General features: G+C 70.8%; 21 protein-coding genes. 15 read left to right on the top strand and 6 right to left on the bottom strand.

Annotated features, from left to right (window positions below):
• Nucleotide 1: 1 nt before the first annotated feature.
• Both ADK55_RS05280 and ADK55_RS05275 read right to left on the bottom strand, forming a co-directional pair.
• Nucleotides 2-1,348, bottom strand: coding sequence for a D-arabinono-1,4-lactone oxidase (locus ADK55_RS05280; protein ID WP_053676273.1), 1,347 nt, complete (start codon nt 1,346-1,348; stop codon nt 2-4).
• A complete protein-coding gene (locus ADK55_RS05275) occupies nt 1,281-2,552 on the bottom strand; it encodes an MFS transporter (protein WP_053676272.1) in 1,272 nt (423 codons plus the stop codon). The genes ADK55_RS05280 and ADK55_RS05275 overlap by 68 nt, the downstream gene beginning before the upstream one ends.
• A gap of 170 nt (nt 2,553-2,722) precedes the next feature.
• Here ADK55_RS05275 and ADK55_RS05270 point away from each other — a divergent pair, with 170 nt between their 5' ends.
• Nucleotides 2,723-3,883, top strand: coding sequence for a ferrochelatase (locus ADK55_RS05270; protein ID WP_053676271.1), 1,161 nt, complete (start codon nt 2,723-2,725; stop codon nt 3,881-3,883).
• 20 nt (nt 3,884-3,903) lie between these two features.
• Nucleotides 3,904-4,707 carry an inositol monophosphatase family protein gene (locus ADK55_RS05265; RefSeq protein WP_053676316.1) on the top strand — a complete coding sequence of 268 codons (804 nt, stop codon included), beginning with the start codon at nt 3,904-3,906 and terminating at the stop codon, nt 4,705-4,707.
• Nucleotides 4,708-4,799: 92 nt separating this feature from the next.
• Here the strand turns inward: ADK55_RS05265 and ADK55_RS05260 are convergent, their stop codons facing one another.
• Nucleotides 4,800-4,985, bottom strand: coding sequence for a hypothetical protein (locus tag ADK55_RS05260; protein WP_053676270.1), 186 nt, complete (start codon nt 4,983-4,985; stop codon nt 4,800-4,802).
• A gap of 251 nt (nt 4,986-5,236) precedes the next feature.
• On the opposite strand from ADK55_RS05260, the gene ADK55_RS05255 reads away from it, so the two are divergent.
• From ADK55_RS05255 to ADK55_RS05240, 4 genes are all read left to right on the top strand, one after another.
• Nucleotides 5,237-5,890 carry a response regulator transcription factor gene (locus ADK55_RS05255; RefSeq protein ID WP_030008767.1) on the top strand — a complete coding sequence of 218 codons (654 nt, stop codon included), beginning with the start codon at nt 5,237-5,239 and terminating at the stop codon, nt 5,888-5,890.
• A 5-nt stretch (nt 5,891-5,895) separates the two neighbouring features.
• Nucleotides 5,896-7,143 (top strand): sensor histidine kinase, encoded by a 1,248-nt coding sequence (locus ADK55_RS05250; RefSeq protein WP_053676269.1) that lies wholly within the window; start codon nt 5,896-5,898, stop codon nt 7,141-7,143.
• 383 nt (nt 7,144-7,526) lie between these two features.
• Nucleotides 7,527-7,823: a DUF4193 domain-containing protein gene (locus ADK55_RS05245; protein ID WP_053676268.1), complete on the top strand. Its 297-nt coding sequence runs from the start codon at nt 7,527-7,529 to the stop codon at nt 7,821-7,823.
• A 12-nt stretch (nt 7,824-7,835) separates the two neighbouring features.
• Nucleotides 7,836-8,753, top strand: a complete 918-nt coding sequence (locus tag ADK55_RS05240) for a hypothetical protein (RefSeq protein ID WP_053676267.1) — start codon at nt 7,836-7,838, stop codon at nt 8,751-8,753.
• Between the two features lie 37 nt (nt 8,754-8,790).
• On the opposite strand, the gene ADK55_RS05235 is transcribed toward ADK55_RS05240, so the two are convergent.
• Nucleotides 8,791-9,270, bottom strand: a complete 480-nt coding sequence (locus ADK55_RS05235; protein WP_053676266.1) for a DUF3093 domain-containing protein — start codon at nt 9,268-9,270, stop codon at nt 8,791-8,793.
• A 58-nt stretch (nt 9,271-9,328) separates the two neighbouring features.
• On the opposite strand from ADK55_RS05235, the gene ADK55_RS05230 reads away from it, so the two are divergent.
• From ADK55_RS05230 to ADK55_RS05200, 7 genes are all read left to right on the top strand, one after another.
• Complete coding sequence (locus tag ADK55_RS05230; RefSeq protein ID WP_053676265.1) at nt 9,329-9,913, top strand: PaaI family thioesterase; 585 nt, start codon at nt 9,329-9,331, stop codon at nt 9,911-9,913.
• Nucleotides 9,913-10,458 (top strand): dUTP diphosphatase, encoded by a 546-nt coding sequence (dut, locus tag ADK55_RS05225; protein WP_053676264.1) that lies wholly within the window; start codon nt 9,913-9,915, stop codon nt 10,456-10,458. The genes ADK55_RS05230 and dut overlap by 1 nt, the downstream gene beginning before the upstream one ends.
• A gap of 1 nt (nt 10,459) precedes the next feature.
• On the top strand, nt 10,460-11,248 hold the full coding sequence (locus tag ADK55_RS05220) for a DUF3710 domain-containing protein (protein ID WP_053676263.1): 789 nt from the start codon (nt 10,460-10,462) through the stop codon (nt 11,246-11,248).
• Between the two features lie 154 nt (nt 11,249-11,402).
• Nucleotides 11,403-14,057: a sensor histidine kinase gene (locus ADK55_RS05215; protein ID WP_078998500.1), complete on the top strand. Its 2,655-nt coding sequence runs from the start codon at nt 11,403-11,405 to the stop codon at nt 14,055-14,057.
• Nucleotides 14,054-14,734 carry a response regulator gene (locus tag ADK55_RS05210; protein ID WP_053676262.1) on the top strand — a complete coding sequence of 227 codons (681 nt, stop codon included), beginning with the start codon at nt 14,054-14,056 and terminating at the stop codon, nt 14,732-14,734. The genes ADK55_RS05215 and ADK55_RS05210 overlap by 4 nt, the downstream gene beginning before the upstream one ends.
• Before the next feature lie 24 nt (nt 14,735-14,758).
• Nucleotides 14,759-15,178, top strand: a complete 420-nt coding sequence (locus tag ADK55_RS05205; RefSeq protein ID WP_078998499.1) for an OB-fold nucleic acid binding domain-containing protein — start codon at nt 14,759-14,761, stop codon at nt 15,176-15,178.
• A gap of 3 nt (nt 15,179-15,181) precedes the next feature.
• The gene (locus ADK55_RS05200) at nt 15,182-15,955 is read left to right on the top strand and encodes a DUF3159 domain-containing protein (protein ID WP_053676260.1); all 774 of its coding nucleotides are present in this window, start codon (nt 15,182-15,184) and stop codon (nt 15,953-15,955) included.
• A gap of 84 nt (nt 15,956-16,039) precedes the next feature.
• Here ADK55_RS05200 and ADK55_RS05195 read toward each other — a convergent pair whose 3' ends face one another.
• Both ADK55_RS05195 and ADK55_RS05190 read right to left on the bottom strand, forming a co-directional pair.
• Nucleotides 16,040-16,702, bottom strand: a complete 663-nt coding sequence (locus tag ADK55_RS05195) for a potassium channel family protein (RefSeq protein WP_053676259.1) — start codon at nt 16,700-16,702, stop codon at nt 16,040-16,042.
• On the bottom strand, nt 16,699-17,367 hold the full coding sequence (locus ADK55_RS05190) for a potassium channel family protein (protein WP_053676315.1): 669 nt from the start codon (nt 17,365-17,367) through the stop codon (nt 16,699-16,701). Before ADK55_RS05190 ends, ADK55_RS05195 begins: the two co-directional genes overlap by 4 nt.
• Before the next feature lie 209 nt (nt 17,368-17,576).
• On the opposite strand from ADK55_RS05190, the gene ADK55_RS05185 reads away from it, so the two are divergent.
• Nucleotides 17,577-19,628 carry an APC family permease gene (locus ADK55_RS05185; protein ID WP_053676258.1) on the top strand — a complete coding sequence of 684 codons (2,052 nt, stop codon included), beginning with the start codon at nt 17,577-17,579 and terminating at the stop codon, nt 19,626-19,628.
• A 206-nt stretch (nt 19,629-19,834) separates the two neighbouring features.
• Nucleotides 19,835-21,166, top strand: coding sequence for a class I SAM-dependent RNA methyltransferase (locus tag ADK55_RS05180; protein WP_053676257.1), 1,332 nt, complete (start codon nt 19,835-19,837; stop codon nt 21,164-21,166).
• Nucleotides 21,167-21,516 lie beyond the last annotated feature (350 nt).

Here is a 21,516-nt window from a genome sequence, read left to right as displayed (position 1 = left end):
GTCAGCTCCCGAGCACGCGCCGCAGGTAGTCGTTGCCGAACAGCCGGTCCGGGTCCAGCCGGTCCCGCAGCCCCGTGAACTCGGCGAAGCGCGGGTACACCCCGGCGAGGTACTCCGCGTCCCGCGTGTGCACCTTGCCCCAGTGCGGCCGTCCGCCGTGCGCGGTGAAGATGCGCTCCGCCGCCGTGAAGTAGGCCTGGTACGGGGTGCCCTTGTACATGTGGACCGCCACGTAGGCCGTCTCCCGGCCCGACGCCGTGGACAGGGTGACGTCGTCGGCCGGCGCGGTGCGGACCTCCACCGGGAAGCTGACGCGCAGGTCGGATCCGTCGACCATCGCCTTCAACTCGCGCAGCGCCTCCACGACGCGCTCACGGGGAAGCGCGTACTCCATCTCCACGAACCGGACCCGGCGCGGGCTGGTGAACACCTTGTACGGGATGTCCGTGTAGGTGCGCGCCGACAGGGCGCGGCTGGCGATCCGGGCGATGCCGGGGACGGTCGCCGGGACGGCGCGCCCCAGCGAGTTGACGGCCTGGAAGAGGCCGTTGGACAACAGTTCGTCCTCCACCCACGCGCTCACCGCCCCGGGCGGGGCGGCCGGCCCCTGGCTGCGGTTGTTCCGCTTGGTGTTGCAGTTCCCGGTGTGCGGGAACCAGTAGAACTCGAAGTGCTCGTTCTCCGCGAAGTGCTCGTCGAACTCGGCCGTCACCCGGTCGAAGGACATCGGCTCCTCACGGGCGGTCAGGAAGAAGATCGGCTCCACGGCGAGGGTGACCGAGGTGAGGATGCCGAGCGCGCCGATGCCGAGCCGGGCCGCCGCGAAGACCTCCGGGTTCTCCTTCTCCGAGCACGCCAGCAGCCGGCCGTCGGCCGTGACCAGCTCCAACCCGCGGATCTGCGCGGAGAGGGAGGCCGAGTCGCGGCCGGTGCCGTGGGTGCCGGTGCTGGTGGCGCCGGAGACCGTCTGCTCCATGATGTCGCCCATGTTGGTGAGCGACAGGCCCTCCCTGGCCAGGGCCTGGTTGAGGTCCTTGAGGACCGTCCCCGCCGCCACCGTGACGGTCCCGGCCGCGCGGTCCACCGACCGGATGCCGGCCAGGGACTGCGGACGGATCAGCACGCCGTCGGTGGCGGCGGCCGCCGTGAAGGAGTGGCCGGTGCCGACCGCCTTCACCCTCAACCCGTCCTCGGCGGCCCGACGGACCGCCTCCTGAAGCTCCCCGACCGAGGTCGGGGTCACCACGCGGGCGGGGGTGGCACTGACGTTCCCCGCCCAGTTACGCCACGTGCCCGGCGTCCTCGCCGCCCCGGCGTACCCGCTCTGCCCTGCTGTCGCCGTCCCCATCGGTGCCTGGCTCCTCCCCTTGCGCCGGCCTCGTCAGCCGGCGGAATCCCGCGAACGCCACCGCTGCCGCGGTCACCCCCGCCGAGAGCGAGACGACGTACCCGGTCCGCGCGCCGGCCGCGTCGACGACCCAGCCGGCCACGGAGGACCCGAGCGCGATGCCGACCGCGAGGCCGGTGCTGATCCAGGTCATGCCCTCGGTCAGCTTCGCGTGAGGTACGTGCGCCTCGATCAGGGCCATCGTGGTGATCATCGTGGGAGCGATGGCGAGGCCCGAGACGAAGAGCGCCACGGCCAGAAACGGAAGGTTCCCGGCCAGTAGGAGGGGGATCATACTCACGGCCATCGCACTGATGCCCAGCATCCATCGAGGTTCGGCCTTGCCCTTGAAGTGCAGCAGGCCGAAGACGATGCCCGCGAGGCAGGATCCGAAGGCCCAGATCGCCAGGAACACCCCGCCGAGGGACTTGTTGCCGTGCTCCTCGGCGAAGGCCAGCGTCGCCACGTCCACGGACCCGAAGATCGCGCCGGTGGCCGCGAAGGTGGCGACCAGGACCTGGAGGCCGGGGGAGCGCAGCGCCGAGGACCGGTCCGACTGCGGGTGACGGGGATGGGGCGCGGGCTCGGTGGCGGTGAGCGCGGTCAGCCACCACACGCCCGTCAGCAGGCAGACGAGCGCGACCACCGGGCCGGCCTCCGGGAACCAGCTCGCGGACAGGGTCGCGGCGAGCGGCGGACCGACGATGAAGCACAGCTCGTCGAGGATCGACTCGAACGAGTAGGCGGTGTGCAGCTGCGGGGTGTCCCGGAAGAGCGCCGTCCACCGCGCGCGCACCATCGAACCGACGCTGGGCACGCAGCCCGCGACGACGGCGAAGACGAAGAGGGTCCAGCGGGGCCATCCGTTCGCCGCCGAGAGCAGCAGGCCCGTCACGGCCCCCGCCGCGACGAGCGTCGCCGGGCGCAGCACCCGCCGTTGTCCGTACTGGTCCACCAGCCGGGACACCTGGGGGCCCACGGCGGCGGCCGAGAGCGCGATGGTCGCCGTGATCCCGCCCGCGAGGGCATAGCTGCCGCCGAGCTCGGTGATCATCGTCAGCACGCCGATGCCGACCATGGACAGGGGCATCCGACCGATGAGGCCGGCGGCCGTGAACCCCTTGGTGCCGGGGGCCGCGAAGATCGCGCGGTAGGGACTGGGCACGTTGCGCTCCGTAAGGGACGTCTGTGGCCCCCACAGGTCACGGTCGCCGACAAGGCGCCCGCATGGGGAAAATCCAGACAGGAAGTTAGGGTGACCTTACCTTTGATCTTCGGTCTCGGGCGCGCCGGGTCCGTTTCCCGGCCCGAGCCGGCGGGTGGCAGGATTCGAGCATGTCTGACCAGCTCCGTGCCTGCGCCCCCCGAGCGGCCGAGGGCCTCGCCGCCCCCTACGACGCCCTCCTGTTGCTCTCCTTCGGCGGCCCCGAGGGCCCCGACGACGTCGTTCCGTTCCTGGAGAACGTGACGCGGGGGCGCGGCATCCCGCGCGAGCGACTCAAGGAGGTCGGGCAGCACTACTTCGGTTTCGGCGGGGTCAGCCCCATCAACGGGCAGAACCGCGCGTTGCTGGACGCGCTGCGCAAGGACTTCGCGGAGCACGGGTTGGACCTGCCGGTCTACTGGGGCAACCGCAACTGGGCTCCGTACCTCACCGACGTGCTGCGCGAGATGGCCGCCGACGGCCGCCGCCGGATCGCGGTGCTCGCGACCAGCGCCTACGCCTCGTACTCGGGCTGCCGGCAGTACCGGGAGAACCTCGCCGACGCCTTGGCGCGGTTGGCCGAGGAGGGGGTGGAGGAGCTGCCGCGGGTGGACAAGCTGCGGCACTACTTCAACCACCCGGGGTTCGTGCAGCCGATGATCGACGGGGTGCTCGCCTCCCTGGCCGAGCTGCCGCGGGACGTGCGGGCCGGGGCGCGCCTGGTGTTCACCACGCACTCGATCCCGACCGCCTCGGCGGACACCTCCGGCCCGGTGGAGGGGCACGGCGAGGGCGGTGCGTACGTCCGCCAGCACCTGGACGTGGCCACGGTGATCGCGGACGCGGTGCGCGCCGAGACGGGCACCGAACTGCCCTGGGACCTCGTCTACCAGTCGCGCAGCGGCGCCCCGCACATCCCGTGGCTGGAGCCGGACATCTGCGACCACCTGGAGGCCCTGCACGCGGAGGACACCCCGGCGGTCGTGATGGTGCCGATCGGGTTCGTCTCGGACCACATGGAGGTCCTCTACGACCTCGACACGGAGGCCACGGCCAAGGCCGCCGAACTGGGCCTGCCGATCGCCCGCTCGGCGACGGTCGGCGCCGACCCGCGGTTCGCGGCGGCGGTACGCGACCTGCTGCTGGAGCGGGCAGCGGCCGAGCGCGGCGAGCCGGTCGAACGGTGCGCGCTGGGGCTGCTCGGCCCGAGTCATGATCTGTGCGCGGCGGGCTGTTGCCCGGCGCGGGCCCCGCGGCCCGCCGCCGCGGGCGTGGACAGTCCGTACGCCTGACCCCAGGGAGTGGCACGACCATGATTTCCGCGGAACTGAAGGCCGAGCTGCTCGACGTGGGTCTGGAGGCGGCCCGGCGGGCGGGTGAACTGCTGCGCGACGGGCGACCGGCGGACCTCGCGGTGGCCGCGACCAAGTCCAGCCCGATCGACGTGGTGACCGAGATGGACATCGCGGCGGAGAAGCTGATCACCGAGATCCTCGGACGCAGGCGTCCCGAGGACGGGCTGCTGGGCGAGGAGGGCGCGGACACCCCCGGGACCAGCGGCGTGCGCTGGGTCGTGGACCCGCTCGACGGCACCGTGAACTACCTGTACGGGCTGCCGAGCTGGTCCGTGTCGGTCGCCGCCGAGTACCGGGGCGAGACCGTGGTCGGGGTCGTCGCGGCCCCGATGCGCGGGGAGACGTTCCACGCGGTGCTCGGGGACGGGGCGTGGCTGGGCGACACCCGTCTCGCGTGCCGGCCGCCGGCGCCGCTGGACCAGGCGCTGATCGCGACCGGATTCGCGTACGTGCAGGCGCGGCGGGCGCACCAGGCCGAGGTCGCCCGGCGGATCATCCCGCTGGTCCGGGACATCCGGCGGGGCGGCTCGGCGGCCGTGGACCTGTGCGACGTGGCCGCCGGGCGGCTGGACGGGTACTGGGAGCGGGGGCTGAACCCCTGGGACCTGGCGGCGGGCGAGCTGATCGCGCGCGAGGCGGGGGCGCTGACCGGAGGCCGCCCGGGGCGGCCCGCCTCGGGCGAACTGGCGCTGGCGGCCACCCCGGCCGTGTTCGCCTCGCTGCAACCGCTGCTGGACGAGGCGGAGGCCTGGCGCGACTGAGGTCCCTCCGTGGCCCGGTCCGGCGGCCGGCCACGGAAAGACCCCGGGCGCCCTGTGGGCGGCCGGGGTCGGGGGTCCGGGGCGGGGTGGGATCAGGCGGCCGTGACGGATACGCCGTGTTCCACGGGTACCCCGTGTTCGGCGGCCAGGCGCTGGAGGTCCTCCAACTCCGCCTGTTCCACATCGGCGAGGTGGTCGTCGCCCGTCTCACGGGCCTTGCTGAGGTCGGACTGGGTGGCCTCGATGCGCTGCAGAAGGCCTGCGGTGAATGCGTCCATGGTGGGTGCGCCCCCTCTTCATGGGTCGGCGACGGGTGAGCACGTGGCAGTCCGCCGTCAGGGAGTGGTCGGGGTGTGCAGTCGTCCTCCCCGGCACCCCGGGCCCAGAAACCTCGCGAGGCCGGGGAATCCCCACTTCCACCCGGGGGAAGGCGGCCGAGCGGCGCCTTACAGCCGGTTTACCGCCGAAACGTGCAGGATGGTCGACGCAATACAGGTGTGCCCGTCTGGGCTCTAAGGAAGGAAACGACGTGCGCGTACTCGTCGTCGAGGACGAGCAGCTGCTCGCCGATGCGGTGGCCACCGGCCTGCGCCGGGAGGCCATGGCCGTGGACGTCGTGTACGACGGCGCCGCGGCCCTTGAGCGCGTCGGAGTGAACGACTACGACGTGGTGGTGCTCGACCGGGACCTCCCGCTCGTGCACGGCGACGACGTCTGCCGCAAGATCGTCGAGCTGGGCATGCCCACCCGCGTCCTGATGCTCACCGCCTCCGGCGACGTGAGCGACCGGGTCGAGGGGCTGGAGCTCGGGGCGGACGACTACCTGCCCAAGCCCTTCGCCTTCACCGAGCTCACCGCGCGGGTGCGGGCGCTCGGGCGGCGTACGACCGTGGCCCTGCCGCCCGTGCTGGAGCGGGCCGGCATCAAGCTGGACCCGAACCGCCGCGAGGTCTTCCGCGAGGGCAAGGAGGTGCAGCTGGCGCCGAAGGAGTTCGCGGTGCTGGAGGTCCTCATGCGCAGCGAGGGCACGGTGGTCTCCGCCGAGCAGCTGCTGGAGAAGGCCTGGGACGAGAACACCGACCCCTTCACCAACGTGGTCCGGGTGACCGTCATGACCCTGCGGCGCAAGCTCGGCGAGCCGCCCGTGATCGTCACCGTGCCGGGCTCCGGATACCGGATCTGACGGGGATGGCAGCGACACCGGCGCCGCCCGCGGCGCCACCGAAACCCACCTGGGACCCCGGACCGCCCGAGGGTCCCTTCCCTTGGCTGCGGCCGACGATCCGGATACGGCTCACCCTGCTGTACGGCGGGATGTTCCTGATCGCGGGCATCCTGCTGCTGTCGATCATCTACCTGCTGGCGGCGCAGGCGCTGCGCGAGGGCAACGGCACGCCCTTCAAGATCGTGGACGGGACCGACGTCACGGTCATCAGCAACACCTGCCCCGGGGTGGCCGGCAAGGGTCAGCCGCTCGACCAGTTCAACGCCGCCATCAACGCCTGCGTCCTGGAACAGCGCAGGCACGCCCTGGACGACCTGCTCAGCCGGTCGCTGATGGCCCTGCTGGGCCTCAGCATCATCGCCTTCGCCTTCGGCTACGCGATGGCCGGCCGGGTGCTCTCGCCGCTGGGGAAGATCACCCGTACCGCCCGTCGGGTGGTCGGCTCCGACCTGACCCGGCGGATCGAGCTGGACGGGCCGGACGACGAGCTCAAGGAGCTGGCCGACACCTTCGACGAGATGCTCGACCGGCTGGAGCGGGCCTTCACGGCCCAGCAGCGGTTCGTGGCCAACGCCTCGCACGAGCTGCGGACGCCGCTCGCGATCAACAGGACGCTCCTGGAGGTGCACCTCTCCGACCCGGGGGCCCCGGTGGAGCTCCAGCAGCTCGGCAAGACGCTGCTCGCCACCAACGAGCGCAGCGAGCAGCTCGTCGAAGGCCTGCTCCTGCTGGCCAGGAGCGACAACCAGATAATCGAACGCAAGCCCGTGGACCTGGCCGAGGTCGCCTCGCGGGCCATCGACCAGGCGCGCGGCGAGGCCGGTGCCAAGGGCGTGGAGATCCGCGGCGAACGCGCCCTGGCGGTCGTCCAGGGCAACGGCGTGCTGCTGGAGCGGATCGCCCTCAACCTGGTGCAGAACGGCGTCCGGTACAACGTCGCGGAGGGCGGCTGGGTGGAGGTCACCACCGAGGTCCAGCACGGTCACGCGGTGCTGCTCGTATCGAACACGGGTCCCGTTGTTCCCGCGTACGAGGTGGAGAACCTCTTCGAGCCCTTCAGGCGGCTGCGTACCGAACGAACGGGCAGTGACAAGGGTGTGGGGCTCGGTCTCTCGATCGCGCGCTCCGTGGCCCGCGCACACGGCGGCCGCATCCAGGCGACGCCCCGCGAGGGCGGTGGCCTCGTGATGCGTGTCACGTTGCCCCTGTGACCTGCGGTCCCGTGTGTTCGCTGTTGGCTGAACGGGACAACGGTCGTGGTCAGGGGGCCTGTGTGATCGATCACATTGTCGAGTGTCGGGTCATGTGCGTTCAGTGACCCGGGGAAGGCCGGAACGCCCGGGAAGTCCGGGTTTCCGGCCCCCATGATGGCGGGAAATACACGGGGTGGCGTTTGTGCAAGACGGCCCCCGGACCGTGTACGGTCCCGGTCGTCATCCCAGCCAAATGCGCCTTCGGGCGTGCGGCTGGGTGTCGATTGAGTAACAGACCTTGATGTGAGGCAAAATCTCCGCCTCAGGTCGGGCACAAGTCCGGCCTCTCGCGCGTTACGTGCGCTGAGACACCGCTAAATCCCAGAGGGGGAGAGCGAACAATGGCAACGGACTACGACACCCCACGCAAGACCGACGACGACGTTGACAACGACAGCATCGAAGAGCTGAAGGCCCGGCGCAACGAGAAGTCGTCGTCGAACGTCGATGTGGACGACTTCGACGCGGCCGAAGGCATGGAGCTTCCCGGTGCGGACCTCTCCAATGAGGAGCTGGCCGTACGGGTCCTGCCCAAGCAGGCCGACGAGTTCACCTGCATGAGCTGCTTCCTGGTGCACCACCGCAGCCAGCTGGCACGCGAGAAGAACGGTCAGCCGATCTGTCGCGACTGCGACTGAGAGGCGTCGGCCGTGACAGGCTCGACGCCATTTCGGAAGCGACGCTTCCGAAAGTCTGGTGATCCGGCGGAGACGCAGGTGGGAACCACGGACCCGGCAACGGGCCCTGGAGCCCCCGGCGTACCCGCCGTGCCCTCCGATACCGCCGCGGCGGTGCCGTCGGCCACAGCGGCCGACGAGGAGTCCCGGCAGTGGTTCGGGGCTCGTCGGGTGCAAGCCGTCAAGAACGGTGTGCGCAAGGGCGGCGAAGGTGCGAAGGCCGCCGCCCTGTACATCACCGACCGAATCATCGAGAACGCACCGCGCGTTCCGGTTCGGGACCTCGCGACCCTGCGCGCGCAGTTCCCGGACCTCGACCCCGATCGGCTCGCCGACAAACTGATCACCGGCGCCGCCAACGCCACGTCCGCCGTCGGCGCGGGCATCGGCGCGGCGGCGATGCTTCCGGTGCCGCCCGCGATGCCGGCCGAGATGGCCGCGGAGATCACCGGGGTCGCGCTGATCGAGCTGAAGCTCCTCGCCGAACTCCACGAGGTGTACGGGCTCCGGGCGCCCGGCAACCTCGGGGAACGCAGCTTCGCGTACCTGACGTCCTGGACGGAGGAACGCGGAGTCGACCTGACCAAGCCGACGACGCTGAACCTGGCGCTCGGCGGTCAGATGAAGCGCGAACTGCGCCAACAGATCATGAAGCGGATGTTCCGCAACCTGCCCAACCTCATGCCGTTCATGGTGGGCGCCGCAGTCGGCGCCGTCATGAACCGCCGCGACACCCGCAAACTCGCCGAGAAGGTGCGTGCGGACCTGCGCACCCGCGCCGTGGCCTGGGACGCCCTCCCGCAGTTGCCGCCCCTTGAGCGGCCCACCCAGCCCCTTCCCGAGGCCACCAGGAGGGTCATCGAGGGCCCCGACGCGCAAGGGCGAGGCTGACGACCGCCCCCGGGGCGCCGCCCCCGACCTCCCGGACTCAGCCGGCCGCCGGCGCGGCCGGGCTGTTCTTCGCCGCGCGAAGGGCCGCGACCAGGGCCTGCGGCTCACGGGTGGAGACGTACGCGTAGGGAGTCGGGTCGGCCGGATCGGTGATCTCGACGCGCACGGCCGTCGGCACGTAGCTGCGCATCAGCATGAAGGCGCGGGTGTCCGCCTTGTACGTGCGCCAGGCGCGCGCCTCCTCGGCCTCCAGGATCTCGGGTTCGCCCAGGGCCGTCACCGGGATCCTCGCGTCACCCACCGCCAGCGCACCGTTCACCACGCGCACGCGCGCGGAGCCGTACGAACTCACCACCATCCCCGCCAGCACAGTGCCCCCTACCAGACCGAGCAGCATCGGCAGCGTGCCCAGCGGCAACAGCATCAGCGCGCACGCGACGCCGAGGAGCACGGCGATGCCCCACCAGGCGCGGGGAGCGGTCAGGCGTTCGTCGTGGTGCGCGGGGGAGGGATGCATGGCTCCAAGCCTGCCACGAGGCGACCGTCGAACCGCCGCGCGGGTAAGGTCAGCGGCTGTGAGTGGACGAAACACAGCCTTGACGCCGCCGGCCGATGCCACGGCGCCGGTCCGGCACCCCGACGCCCCGGGGCCCGGCGAACTCCTCGGCGCGCACTACGAGCACTGTTTCGGCTGCGGCGAGGGGCAACCCCACGGGCTCCACCTGGAGGCACGGGCGGGCGAGGGCGTGCGCGTCACCGCCGAGTTCACCGTCAAGCAGGCCCACCAGGGCGCCCCCGGTCTCGCCCACGGAGGCGTCCTCGCCACCGCGCTCGACGAGACGCTCGGCTCCCTGAACTGGCTGCTGCGCGTCATCGCGGTGACCGGCCGGTTGGAGACCGACTACGTACGGCCCGTTCCCGTGGACACCGTGCTGCACCTGGAGGCGGAGGTGACCGCCGTGGCCGGGCGGAAGATCTACTGCTCCGCGGTCGGCCGAATAGGCGGTCCCGAGGGGCCGGTCGCCGTACGCGCCGACGCCCTCTTCATAGAGGTGAAGGTCGACCACTTCATCGACAACGGACGGCCCGAGGAGATCCGGGCGGCGATGGCCGACCCGGACCAGGTCAGGCGCGCACGCGCCTTCGAGGTGAACCCCTGATGTCTCAGAACGACCACGACGCCCGCCGGGGCGTCGACGTGCTGATCCGCCGCGTCGACCCCGAGGTGCCCATGCCGGCCTACGGTCACCCCGGTGACGCGGGCTGCGACCTGGTGACCACGGAGGCCGCCGAGCTCGCGCCCGGCGAGCGGATCGTGCTGCCCACGGGCGTCTCCATCGCCCTGCCCGACGGGTACGCCGCCTTCGTGCACCCGCGCTCGGGCCTGGCCGCCCGTTGCGGCCTGGCACTGGTGAATGCCCCGGGGACGGTGGATGCCGGGTACCGTGGGGAAATCAAGGTGATCGTGGTCAATCTCGACCCGCGCGAGAGCGTCAGGTTCGAGCGTTTCGACCGCATTGCCCAGCTGGTTGTCCAGCGGGTCGAGAAGGTGCGCTTCCACGAGGTGGCGGAACTTCCCGGCTCGGCCCGGGCCGAGGGGGGTTTCGGCTCCACCGGCGGTCATGCGGCCGTGGCCGGATCCGAGGCTGGTCAGCAGGGTGGGAATGGCTACGCTTCGGTCGTAACCGACCGGGAAGGACAGTGACGTGTTCGGACGTCGCAAGAAGAACGACTCCGTCAGGGACGGCGGCGCGGCCGAGCAGGTCGTCGACGGCGCACGCGCCGATGAGCGGGACGACGCCGAGGCGCTCGACGACGACGCCAAGCCGCGTCGGATGAACCTGCCGCCGGCCCCCAGGCCGGACGGCCCCTGGGACGTTTCCGAGGTGATCGGCAATCCGGAGGACGGCCGCGTCGACCTCGGAGGCATCCTCGTACCCGGTGTCGAGGGCATGGAGCTGCGCGTCGAGGTCGCCGGTGACGCGATCGTGGCCGCGACCGTGGTCCTCGGCGACAGCGCCGTGCAGCTCCAGGCCTTCGCGGCGCCCAAGAAGGAAGGCATCTGGGGCGAGGTCCGCGACGAGATCGCCACGGGCATCACCCAACAGGGCGGCATCATCGACGAGGTCCAGGGCCCGCTGGGCTGGGAGCTGCGCGCGCAGGTCCCCGTACCGCTGCCCGACGGCCAGACCGGCGCCCAGCTGGTGCGGTTCGTCGGCGTCGACGGTCCCCGCTGGTTCCTGCGCGGTGTCATCTCCGGCCAGGGCGCGGTGCGCCCGGATTCGGCCGGCGTGCTGGAGCAGATCTTCCGGGACACCGTCGTCCTCCGCGGCGACGGCCCCATGGCCCCCCGTGACCCCATCGTCCTGAAGCTGCCGAACGACGCCCAGATGGTGCCGGACGGCGTGCAGACGACCGAGGAGCCGGAGGGCTCCCGCTTCGGCGGCGGCATGGGCCAGCTGGAACGCGGTCCCGAGATCACCGAGGTCCGCTGACCTCGCTCGACGGTTGGTTCCGGTCGGTGGGCCGCACCCTCGCGGGGGTGCGGCCCACCGCCGTTCCCGGCGGACGCGTCAGGGATCCGTCAGGGATGCGCCCATCGCCGTACATCGGCGCGTGAACTGCGGGGACGTCCCTGAGAATGGGCGCATGGCACGCGGCAAGCTACGGATATACCTCGGCGCGGCACCCGGTGTGGGCAAGACGTACGCCATGCTCTCCGAGGGCCACCGTCGGGTGGAGCGCGGCGGCGACTGCGTCGTCGGCTTCGTCGAGCACCACGGACGGCCGCGCACCGAGGTCATGCTGCACGGACTGGAACAGGTGCCGCGCAGGGAGTTGACCCACCGGGGCGCCGGGTTCACGGAGATGGACGTGGACGCGCTGCTGGCCCGCGGACCCGCCGTGGCACTGGTGGACGAGCTCGCGCACACCAATGTGCCGGGCTCGCGCAACGCCAAGCGCTGGCAGGACGTGGAGGAACTGCTCCGCGCGGGCATCGACGTCGTGTCCACCGTGAACATCCAGCACCTGGAATCACTCGGGGACGTGGTCGAGTCGATCACCGGCGTGCGGCAGCGGGAGACCGTACCGGACGAGGTGGTCCGGCGGGCCGATCAGATCGAGCTGGTCGACATGTCCCCGCAGGCCCTGCGCCGTCGGATGGCGCACGGCAACATATACAAGCCCGACAAGGTCGACGCGGCCCTGTCCAACTACTTCCGCCCCGGCAACCTCACCGCCCTGCGCGAGCTCGCGCTGCTGTGGGTGGCCGACCGGGCCGACGAGTACCTCCAGCAGTACCGGGGCGAGCACGACATCCGCTCCACCTGGCAGGCCCGCGAACGGATCGTCGTCGGTCTCACCGGCGGGCCGGAGGGCCGCACCCTGATCCGGCGCGCCTCCCGGATGGCGGCCAAGGGCTCGGGCAGCGAGATCCTGGCCGTCTACATCGCCCGCAGCGACGGCCTGACCGCGGCGTCCCCGAAGGAGCTCGCGGTCCAGCGGACCCTGGTGGAAGACCTCGGAGGAACGTTCCACCACGTCATCGGCGACAACGTCCCCGACGCCCTGCTCGCGTTCGCCCGCGGGGTCAACGCCACCCAGATCGTCCTGGGCTCCAGCCGCCGCAAGACCTGGCAGTACGTCTTCGGGCCGGGCGTGGGCGTCACCGTGGCCCGGGAATCAGGGCCCGACCTCGATGTCCACATCGTCACCCACGAGGAGGTCGCCAAGGGGCGCGGACTGCCCGTGGTGCGCACCGCCGCCCGCCTCGGACGACCCCGGATCGTGGCCGGCTGGGTGGTCGGCGTGCTCTTCCCCGCCCTCCTCGCCCTCGTCCTGGCCAACATCGACGGCGACCCCGGACTCGCCAACGAGATGCTGCTGTTCCTGGCGCTCACCGTGGCCGCCGCGCTGCTCGGCGGACTCGTGCCCGCCCTGGCGTCGGCGGCCTTCGGCTCGCTGCTGCTGAACTACTTCTTCGCCCCACCGGTGCACCGGTTCACGGTCTCCGACCCCAAGAACATCGTCGCCATCTCGGTCTTCTTCGGGGTGGCCGTCGCCGTCGCGTCCGTCGTGGACGTCGCCGCCCGGCGGACCCAACAGGCCGCCCGCCTGCGCGCCGAGTCCGAGATCCTCTCCTTCCTCGCGGGCAGCGTCCTGCGCGGCGAGACCACCCTGGACGCGCTGCTCGAAAGGGTGCGCGAGACCTTCGCCATGGAGTCGGTGGCCCTGCTGGAGCGGGAGAGCGACGTCGAGCCCTGGTTCCCGGCCGCCAGCGTGGGCCCGCGTCCCGCGTCCCGGCCCGAGGACGCGGACGTGGACATGCCGATCGGAGACCACATGGCGCTGGCCCTGTCGGGGCGCGTGCTGCCCGCCGAGGACCGCCGCGTGCTCGGCGCCTTCGCCGCCCAGGCCGCCGTGGTCCTGGACCGGCAGCGGCTGGTCGGACAGGCCGAGGAGGCCCGCCGGATGGCCGAGGGCAACCGCATCCGGACCGCGCTGCTGGCCGCCGTCAGCCACGACCTGCGCACCCCCCTGGCCTCCATCAAGGCGTCGGTCAGCTCGCTGCGCTCCGACGACGTCGAATGGTCCGAGGAGGACCGGGCCGAACTCCTCGAAGGCATCGAGGACGGCGCCGACCGGCTCGACCACCTCGTCGGCAACCTGCTCGACATGTCCCGCCTCCAGACCGGCACGGTCACCCCCCTGATCCGCGAGATCGACCTCGACGAGGTGGTCCCGATGGCGCTGGGCGGCGTACCGGAGGACAGCGTGGTGCTGGACATCCCCGAGACCCTGCCGATGGTGGCCGTGGACCCGGGGCTGCTGGAGCGGTCCGTCGCCAACGTGGTCGAGAACGCCGTCAAGTACAGCCCGGCGGGGGAACGGGTGCTGGTCGCGGCCAGCTTCCTCGGCGACCGCGTCGAGGTACGGGTCGTGGACCGCGGCCCCGGGGTGCCCGACGAGGCCAAGGACCGGATCTTCGCCCCCTTCCAACGACACGGCGACTCCCCCCGGGGCGCCGGGGTGGGCCTCGGCCTGGCCGTCGCCCGCGGGTTCGCGGAGGCCATGGACGGCACCCTCGACGTCGAGGACACCCCCGGCGGCGGGCTGACCATGGTGCTCACCCTGCGCGCGGTGACGGGGGAGCGCGACCCCTCACGTGCCACGGTGGACGGCGAGGTCGGGACCGGTCCTCCCGCCGCCGCCTCGTACCCTCCCTCTGAATCGCTCTCTCCCTCTCACTCGTTCGATCGACCGGTCGACCCCTCCGTACGACAGAAGGCAGGCCCTCAATGACCCGGGTGCTCGTGGTGGACGACGAACCGCAGATCGTCCGAGCCCTCGTGATCAACCTGAAGGCGCGCAAGTACGAGGTCGATGCCGCCGCCGACGGGGCGAGCGCCCTGGAACTCGCCGCCGCCCGCCACCCCGACGTGGTCGTCCTGGACCTCGGTCTGCCCGACATGGACGGCGTCGAGGTGATCAGGGGACTGCGCGGATGGACCCGTGTGCCGATCCTGGTCCTGTCCGCCCGGCACAGCTCCGACGAGAAGGTGGAGGCACTGGACGCCGGCGCCGACGACTACGTCACCAAGCCCTTCGGCATGGACGAGCTGCTGGCCCGGCTGCGCGCGGCCGTGCGGCGGGCCGAGCCGGCCGCGGGCGAGGACGAGGTGGTCGTGGAGACCGCGGGCTTCACCGTGGACCTGGCCGCCAAGAAGGCGGTGCGCGCGGGGCGCGACGTACGCCTCACCCCCACGGAATGGCACCTGCTGGAAGTGCTGGTCCGCAACGGCGGCAAGCTCGTCAGCCAGAAGCAGCTGCTCCAGGAGGTGTGGGGGCCCTCGTACGGCACGGAGACCAACTACCTGCGGGTCTACATGGCGCAACTGCGGCGCAAGCTGGAGGCGGACCCCTCGCATCCCCGCCACTTCATCACCGAACCGGGCATGGGATACCGCTTCGAGAGGTAGCGGGAGCGCCGGTACGCTTCCTGTATGAGTGCTGAACCGCGTCCCGAGAAGCCCGCGAAACCGGCCAGGCCGGCGGGCCGGTTCCGCCGGATGATAGAGCGGCTTTCCACCTCGCAGGAGGAGCTGCATTCGGCGGAGCTGCAGGAGGACGCAGAAGCCGCGGGATGCACGCGGATCTGCGACTGCGACGACCGCCAGATAGTCAAGGTGACCGGAACGCTGCGTACCGTGACCCTGCGGCCTCGCGCCGGGGTTCCCGCCCTGGAGGCGGAGCTGTTCGACGGCTCGGCCCCGCTGGACGTGGTGTGGCTCGGACGTCGCTCGATCGTGGGAATCGAGCCGGGACGGCGCATGATCGCCTCCGGCCGGATCTCGATGAGCCATGGGCGTCGGGTCCTCTTCAACCCGAAGTACGAACTCCGACCGCTCGGACAGGAGCAGTAACCGGTGACGTCACTCGACAAACCGACCACGCCGGCGGATCCGCCGGGGCCCGCGGCGGACCAGAAGGCGGTGACGCAGGCGGCGCTCTTCGACGCCTTCGGCGGCATCCGCGGCACCGTGGAGACGATGCTCCCCGGCCTGCTCTTCGTGATGATCTACACGATCAACAAGGACGTGAAGAGCTCCGCCATCGCGGCGGGCGCCCTCGCGGTCCTGCTCGTGATCGTGCGGCTGCTGCGCAAGGACACCGTGAAGCACGCCTTCAGCGGGGTCTTCGGCGTGGGCGTGGGCGTGGCCTTCGCCCTCTTCACGGGCAGCGCGAAGGGCTTCTACCTGCCCGGCATGATCTACGGCGTCGGCCTGGGCTTCGCGTTCACGCTCTCGGCGCTGGTCGGCTTCCCGCTGCTCGGCGTGATCCTCGGCCCGGTCTTCAAGGAGAACCTGTCCTGGCGGACCCGCAACCCGGGCCGCAAGAAGGCCTACACCAAGGCCAGCCTGGCGTGGGGGCTCATCTTCCTCGCCAAGTACGCGATCCTCTTCCCGCTGTACTGGTGGGGGGACGCCACGCAGCTGGGGTGGGTGCTCATCGCGCTCAAGCTCCCGCCGATGGTGCTGGCCGTGTACTTCACGTGGGTGTTCCTCGCGAAGGCGCCGCCGCCGATCGACGTGATCGCGGAGTGGGAGGCCGAGGAGGTCGCCGAGAAGGAGGCCAAGGCGGCCGCCAAGGCGGCGAAGGCGGCCAACGCCTCCACCGAAGGACGCCACCGCGCGCCGTAGCCGCCGGGACGCGCTGACGGGAAACGTGTGAGGGGCGGGGCAGCCGATCGGCTGCCCCGCCCCTCACACGTCGTACGCCGAGACCTAGTGACGGGCCTGGAGGAGGTCCTCCAGCTGCTCCTCGCGGGCCTGGGCGGCCACGAAGAGGAGCTCGTCGCCGGGCTCCAGGGTCTCCTCGCCGTGCGGGGTCAGGACCCGGTTGCCGCGGATGATCGTGACCAGCGAGGTGTCCTCGGGCCAGTTGATCTCGCTGATCTGGGTGCCCGCGACCGAGGAGTCGGGGGGCAGGGTCAGCTCGACCAGGTTGGCGTCGCCGTGGCTGAAGCGCAGCAGCCGCACGAGGTCGCCGACGCTGACGGCCTCCTCGACCAGGGCCGACATCAGACGCGGGGTGGAGACCGCGACGTCGACGCCCCAGGACTCGTTGAAGAGCCACTCGTTCTTCGGGTTGTTCACCCGCGCCACGACCCGGGGAACCCCGTACTCGGTCTTGGCCAGGAGCGAGACGACCAGGTTGACCTTGTCGTCACCCGTGGCGGCGATGACCACGTTGCAGCGCTGCAACGCGGCCTCGTCCAGCGAGGTGATCTCGCAGGCGTCGGCCAGCAGCCACTCCGCCTGCGGCACCCGCTCCACGGAGATGGCCGTGGGCGCCTTGTCGACCAGCAGTACCTCGTGGCCGTTCTCCAGCAGCTCACCCGCGATGGAGCGGCCGACCGCGCCGGCTCCGGCAATCGCGACCCTCATGCGTGTGCCTCCTCAGGCCCCTCGGCGAAGGCCGCCTCGACTTTGTCGATCTCGTCCGTACGCATCATCACGTGGACGAGGTCGCCCTCCTGGAGGACGGTCGCCGACGTCGGCAGCGTGGCTTCACCCAGACGGGTGAGGAACGCGACACGTACGCCGGTCTCCTCCTGCAGCTTGCTGACCTTGTGGCCGATCCACGCCTCGGAGGTGTGCACCTCGGCGAGCTGGACACCGCCGCTCGGGTCGCGCCACAGCGGTTCCGCGCCCGAGGGCAGCAGCCGGCGGAGCATCTGGTCGGCGGTCCACCGCACGGTCGCGACGGTGGGGATGCCGAGGCGCTGGTAGACCTCGGCGCGCTTGGGGTCGTAGATGCGGGCGGCGACGTTCTCGACGCCGAACATCTCACGGGCCACCCGAGCCGCGATGATGTTGGAATTGTCACCACTGCTGACGGCGGCGAAGGCACCCGCCTCCTCGATGCCGGCCTCCCGCAGGGTGTCCTGGTCGAAGCCGACCCCCGTGACGCGGCGGCCGCCGAACGATGCCCCCAGTCGACGGAATGCGGTGGGGTCCTGGTCGACGACCGCGACCGTGTGCCCCTGCTGCTCCAGGGTCTGCGCGAGGGCGGAGCCCACTCTTCCGCAACCCATGATGACGATGTGCACGGCCGTCCTTCCGGCTGACAGCAGCTCGCTGATTTCCAGCCTCATTGCATGCTCTGGCTAAACAGGGTCTCAGACCATGGCCCAAGCTACACACGGGCGGTCACCAGTGTGACCATTTGAGGTGCGGGGAGCCCCTCATTCGCCGCTCATTGCCTTGTAAAGGGGCCGGGGGTTCGTCAGGCGGATTTCGAACGCTTACGATCCTCTGCGTGTCCAAACTGACCGACGTGCCCAAACGGATCCTGATCGGCCGGGCGCTACGCAGCGACCGCCTCGGAGAAACACTCCTCCCCAAGCGGATCGCCCTTCCCGTCTTCGCGTCCGATCCGCTCTCGTCCGTGGCCTACGCCCCGGGCGAGGTCCTGCTGGTCCTCTCGATCGCGGGTGTGTCGGCGTACCACTTCAGCCCCTGGATCGCGGTCGCGGTCGTGGTGCTCATGTTCACCGTCGTCGCCTCCTACCGACAGAACGTCCACGCCTACCCGAGCGGCGGCGGCGACTACGAGGTCGCCAACACCAACCTCGGACCCAGAGCCGGCCTCACCGTGGCGAGCGCCCTGCTCGTCGACTACGTCCTCACGGTCGCCGTCTCCATCTCCTCCGGTGTGGAGAACCTGGGATCCGCCGTCGATTTCGTCATCGAGCACAAGGTGCTCTCGGCGATGATCATGATCATCCTTCTCACGCTGATGAATCTGCGCGGAGTCAAGGAATCCGGGAAACTCTTCGCGATCCCGACCTACGTGTTCGTCGGAGCCGTCTTCGTCCTCATCGCTTACGGCGCCTTCAAGGGCCTCGTACTCGGCGACGACATGAAGGCCCCCACCGCGGACCTGGAGATCAAACCCGAACAGCAGGGGCTCGCCGGATTCGCCCTCGTCTTCCTGCTCCTGCGCGCCTTCTCCTCGGGCTGTGCCGCCCTCACCGGCGTCGAGGCCATCAGCAACGGCGTCCCCGCCTTCCGCAAGCCCAAGAGCAAGAACGCCGCCACCACCCTCGCCCTCATGGGCGGACTCGCGGTCACCATGTTCTGCGGGATCATCGGCCTGGCCATGGCCACCGACGTGAAAATGGCGGAGAACCCCCCCGTCGACCTCCTGGACAACGGCGTCCCCGTCGGCGCCGACTACGTCCAGCACCCCGTGATCTCCCAGGTCGGCGAGGCCGTCTTCGGCAGTGGCAGCTTCCTCTTCATCATCCTGGCCATCGCCACCGCGCTCGTCCTCTTCCTGGCCGCCAACACCGCCTACAACGGGTTCCCGCTGCTCGGCTCGATCCTCGCCCAGGACCGCTACCTGCCGCGCCAGCTGCACACCCGCGGCGACCGCCTCGCCTTCTCCAACGGCATCGTGCTCCTCGCGGGCGCCGCCATGCTGCTCGTGTGGCTGTACGACGCCGACTCGACGAAGCTGATCCAGCTCTACATCGTCGGCGTCTTCGTCTCCTTCACGCTCAGTCAGATCGGCATGGTCCGGCACTGGAACCGGCACCTGCGCTCCGAGCGCGACCAGGCCGCCCGCCGCCGCATGCACCGCTCGCGGGCGATCAACACGTTCGGCGCGTTCTTCACCGGCATGGTGCTCGTCGTCGTCCTCGCCACCAAGTTCACGCACGGCGCCTGGGTCGCCCTGCTGGGCATGGTCATCTTCTACGGAACGATGACCGCCATCCGCAAGCACTACGACCGCGTCTCCACCGAGATCGCCGCCGCCGAAGGCCCCAGCGACGACAGCGTGCGCCCCTCCCGGGTCCACTCCATCGTCCTCGTCTCCAAGGTCCACAAGCCCACGCTGCGGGCCCTGGCCTTCGCGAAGCTGACCCGCTCGGACACCCTGGAAGCACTCAGCATCAGCGTCGACCCGGCCGAGACCAAGGCGCTGAAGGCCGACTGGGAGCAGCGCGGGATCAACGTCCCGCTCAAGATCCTCGACTCGCCCTACCGCGAGATCACCCGGCCGGTCGTCGAGTACGTCAAGGGACTGCGCAGCGAGAACCCGCGCGACGCCGTCAGCGTCTACATCCCCGAGTACGTCGTCGGCCGCTGGTACGAACACCTCCTGCACAACCAGAGCGCGCTGCGCCTCAAGGGCCGACTGCTCTTCACACCCGGCGTGATGGTCACCTCCGTGCCGTACCAGCTGGAGTCCTCGGAACTCGCCAAGCGGCGGGCGAAGAAGCGCCAGGACTGGAACGCCCCCGGCGCGGTCCGCCGCGGGCCGGTGGACACCCCGCGGTCGCGGCCGAAGGACTCGGCGAAGTAGGGAGCCTGGGGCTGGGGGCGCCCGGGGGACTGGGCCAGGCGGGCCCCGGAGGCTCGGCCAAGCAGGGCCCCGGGCACTCGGCCGACCGGGGCCCGGGCGGCCGGGTCGCCCCGGGTTCGGGTTGGTGAACGGCCGGACGAGATCCACGTAAACTGGTGGGTCGGTCGTCCGGCCGTTCCCTTTTCAGCTTTTGGAGTCTCCCCACCATGACCGAGCAGATCGAGAAGCAGTCACTGGTCGGGGAGGAGTACGAGGTCGAGGTCGGCCCCGTCGCGCACGGAGGCCACTGCATCGCCCGCACCGCCGAGGGCCGGGTCCTGTTCGTCCGCCACACCCTGCCCGGCGAGAAGGTCGTCGCCAAGGTCACCGAAGGCGACGTCGACTCCCGCTTCCTGCGCGCCGACGCCATCACCGTCCTGGACCCCTCCAAGGACCGCGTCGAGGCCCCCTGCCCGTACGCCGGCCCCGGCAAGTGCGGCGGCTGCGACTGGCAGCACGCCAAGCCGGGCGCCCAGCGCCGGCTCAAGGGCGAGGTCGTCGCCGAACAGCTGAAGCGCCTCGCCGGCCTCACCCCGGAGGAAGCCGGCTGGGACGGCACGGTCATGCCCGCCGAAGGCGACAAGCTGCCGGCCAGCCAGGTACCGCAGTGGCGCACCCGGGTCCAGTTCGCGATCGACGACGACGGCCGGGTGGGCCTGCGCAAGCACCGCTCGCACGACATCGAGCCGGTCGACCACTGCATGATCGCCGCCCCCGGCGTCAGCGAACTCGGCATCGAACAGCAGGACTGGCCCCAGATGGCGTCGGTGGAGGCCATCGCCGCCTCCGGTTCGAACGACCGCCAGGTGGTCCTCACCCCCCGCCCCGGCGGCCGACTGCCGCTCGTCGAACTCGACAAGCCCGTCTCGGTCCTGCGCGTCGAGGAGAAGGACGGCGGAGTCCACCGCGTCCACGGCCGCCCCTTCGTCCGCGAGCGCGCCGACGGCCGCACCTACCGCGTCGGCATGGGCGGCTTCTGGCAGGTCCACCCCCAGGCCGCCGACACCCTGATCAAGGCCGTCATGCAGGGCCTGATGCCGCGCAAGGGCGAGATGGCCCTCGACCTCTACTGCGGCGTCGGCATCTTCGCGGGCGCCCTCGCCGAACGCCTCGGCGACACCGGCGCGGTACTCGGCATCGAGTCGACGAAGCGCGCCGTCGAGGACGCCCGCCACAACCTGACCGACTTCCCGCGGGTCCGGATCGAGCAGGGCAAGGTCGAGCAGATCCTCCCGAAGACCGGCATCACCGAGTGCGACCTGGTCGTCCTCGACCCGCCCCGCGCCGGCGCCGGCAAGCAGACGGCCCGCCAGGTGGCCGGCCTCACCCCGCGCCGCATCGCGTACGTGGCCTGCGACCCGGCGGCCCTGGCCCGCGACCTGGGCTACTTCAAGGAGAACGGCTACAAGGTGCGCACGCTGCGCGTCTTCGACCTCTTCCCGATGACGCACCACGTGGAGTGCGTGGCGATCCTGGAGCCCATCGCGAAGAACGCCTGACCTGTGGTTTCTCTGTTTCCGATAGTCCACTCGACCTGTTTCCGGGCAAGTAATAGGTGGACGCTGGTGCCCACAATTGCGGCTGCCTGACCTGCGGTTTTAGGCAGCTGAGGTAGACGTTCGGCCGTAGTGTCGCCGGATTGCTCAGCATCTTGACGCTCGCCGACTGAGCTCTGATGTGCCGTCAACTGGGAGTGGATGTCTCCCGGCCTGCGTTGTGTAGCGGCTTACCCATGCGGGCCGGTCACGGTCGTGACCGGCCCGCCTCCGTACCGGGGCCCCATGTTTTTCAGGACCAGATCCGGCGATGTGAAGCAGCGCCTCCTCGACTACCTGCTTGGGTTCGACGT

The organism is Streptomyces sp. WM4235, from assembly GCF_001279725.1.
Lineage (GTDB): Bacteria > Actinomycetota > Actinomycetes > Streptomycetales > Streptomycetaceae > Streptomyces.
Note: the sequence above shows the minus strand (reverse complement) of the source record. Positions and strands in the feature narration are given on the sequence as shown.

Bases quoted from the DNA above. Each gene is read 5' to 3' on its own strand.
- ADK55_RS05280 (WP_053676273.1), bottom strand. From the start codon at position 1,348: ATGGGGACGGCGACAGCAGGGCAGAGCGGGTACGCCGGGGCGGCGAGG.
- ADK55_RS05270 (WP_053676271.1), top strand. From the start codon at position 2,723: ATGTCTGACCAGCTCCGTGCCTGCGCCCCCCGAGCGGCCGAGGGCCTC.
- ADK55_RS05265 (WP_053676316.1), top strand. From the start codon at position 3,904: ATGATTTCCGCGGAACTGAAGGCCGAGCTGCTCGACGTGGGTCTGGAG.
- ADK55_RS05260 (WP_053676270.1), bottom strand. From the start codon at position 4,985: ATGGACGCATTCACCGCAGGCCTTCTGCAGCGCATCGAGGCCACCCAG.
- ADK55_RS05250 (WP_053676269.1), top strand. From the start codon at position 5,896: ATGGCAGCGACACCGGCGCCGCCCGCGGCGCCACCGAAACCCACCTGG.
- ADK55_RS05245 (WP_053676268.1), top strand. From the start codon at position 7,527: ATGGCAACGGACTACGACACCCCACGCAAGACCGACGACGACGTTGAC.
- ADK55_RS05235 (WP_053676266.1), bottom strand. From the start codon at position 9,270: ATGCATCCCTCCCCCGCGCACCACGACGAACGCCTGACCGCTCCCCGC.
- dut (WP_053676264.1), top strand. From the start codon at position 9,913: ATGTCTCAGAACGACCACGACGCCCGCCGGGGCGTCGACGTGCTGATC.
- ADK55_RS05215 (WP_078998500.1), top strand. From the start codon at position 11,403: ATGGCACGCGGCAAGCTACGGATATACCTCGGCGCGGCACCCGGTGTG.
- ADK55_RS05210 (WP_053676262.1), top strand. From the start codon at position 14,054: ATGACCCGGGTGCTCGTGGTGGACGACGAACCGCAGATCGTCCGAGCC.
- ADK55_RS05205 (WP_078998499.1), top strand. From the start codon at position 14,759: ATGAGTGCTGAACCGCGTCCCGAGAAGCCCGCGAAACCGGCCAGGCCG.
- ADK55_RS05195 (WP_053676259.1), bottom strand. From the start codon at position 16,702: ATGAGGGTCGCGATTGCCGGAGCCGGCGCGGTCGGCCGCTCCATCGCG.
- ADK55_RS05180 (WP_053676257.1), top strand. From the start codon at position 19,835: ATGACCGAGCAGATCGAGAAGCAGTCACTGGTCGGGGAGGAGTACGAG.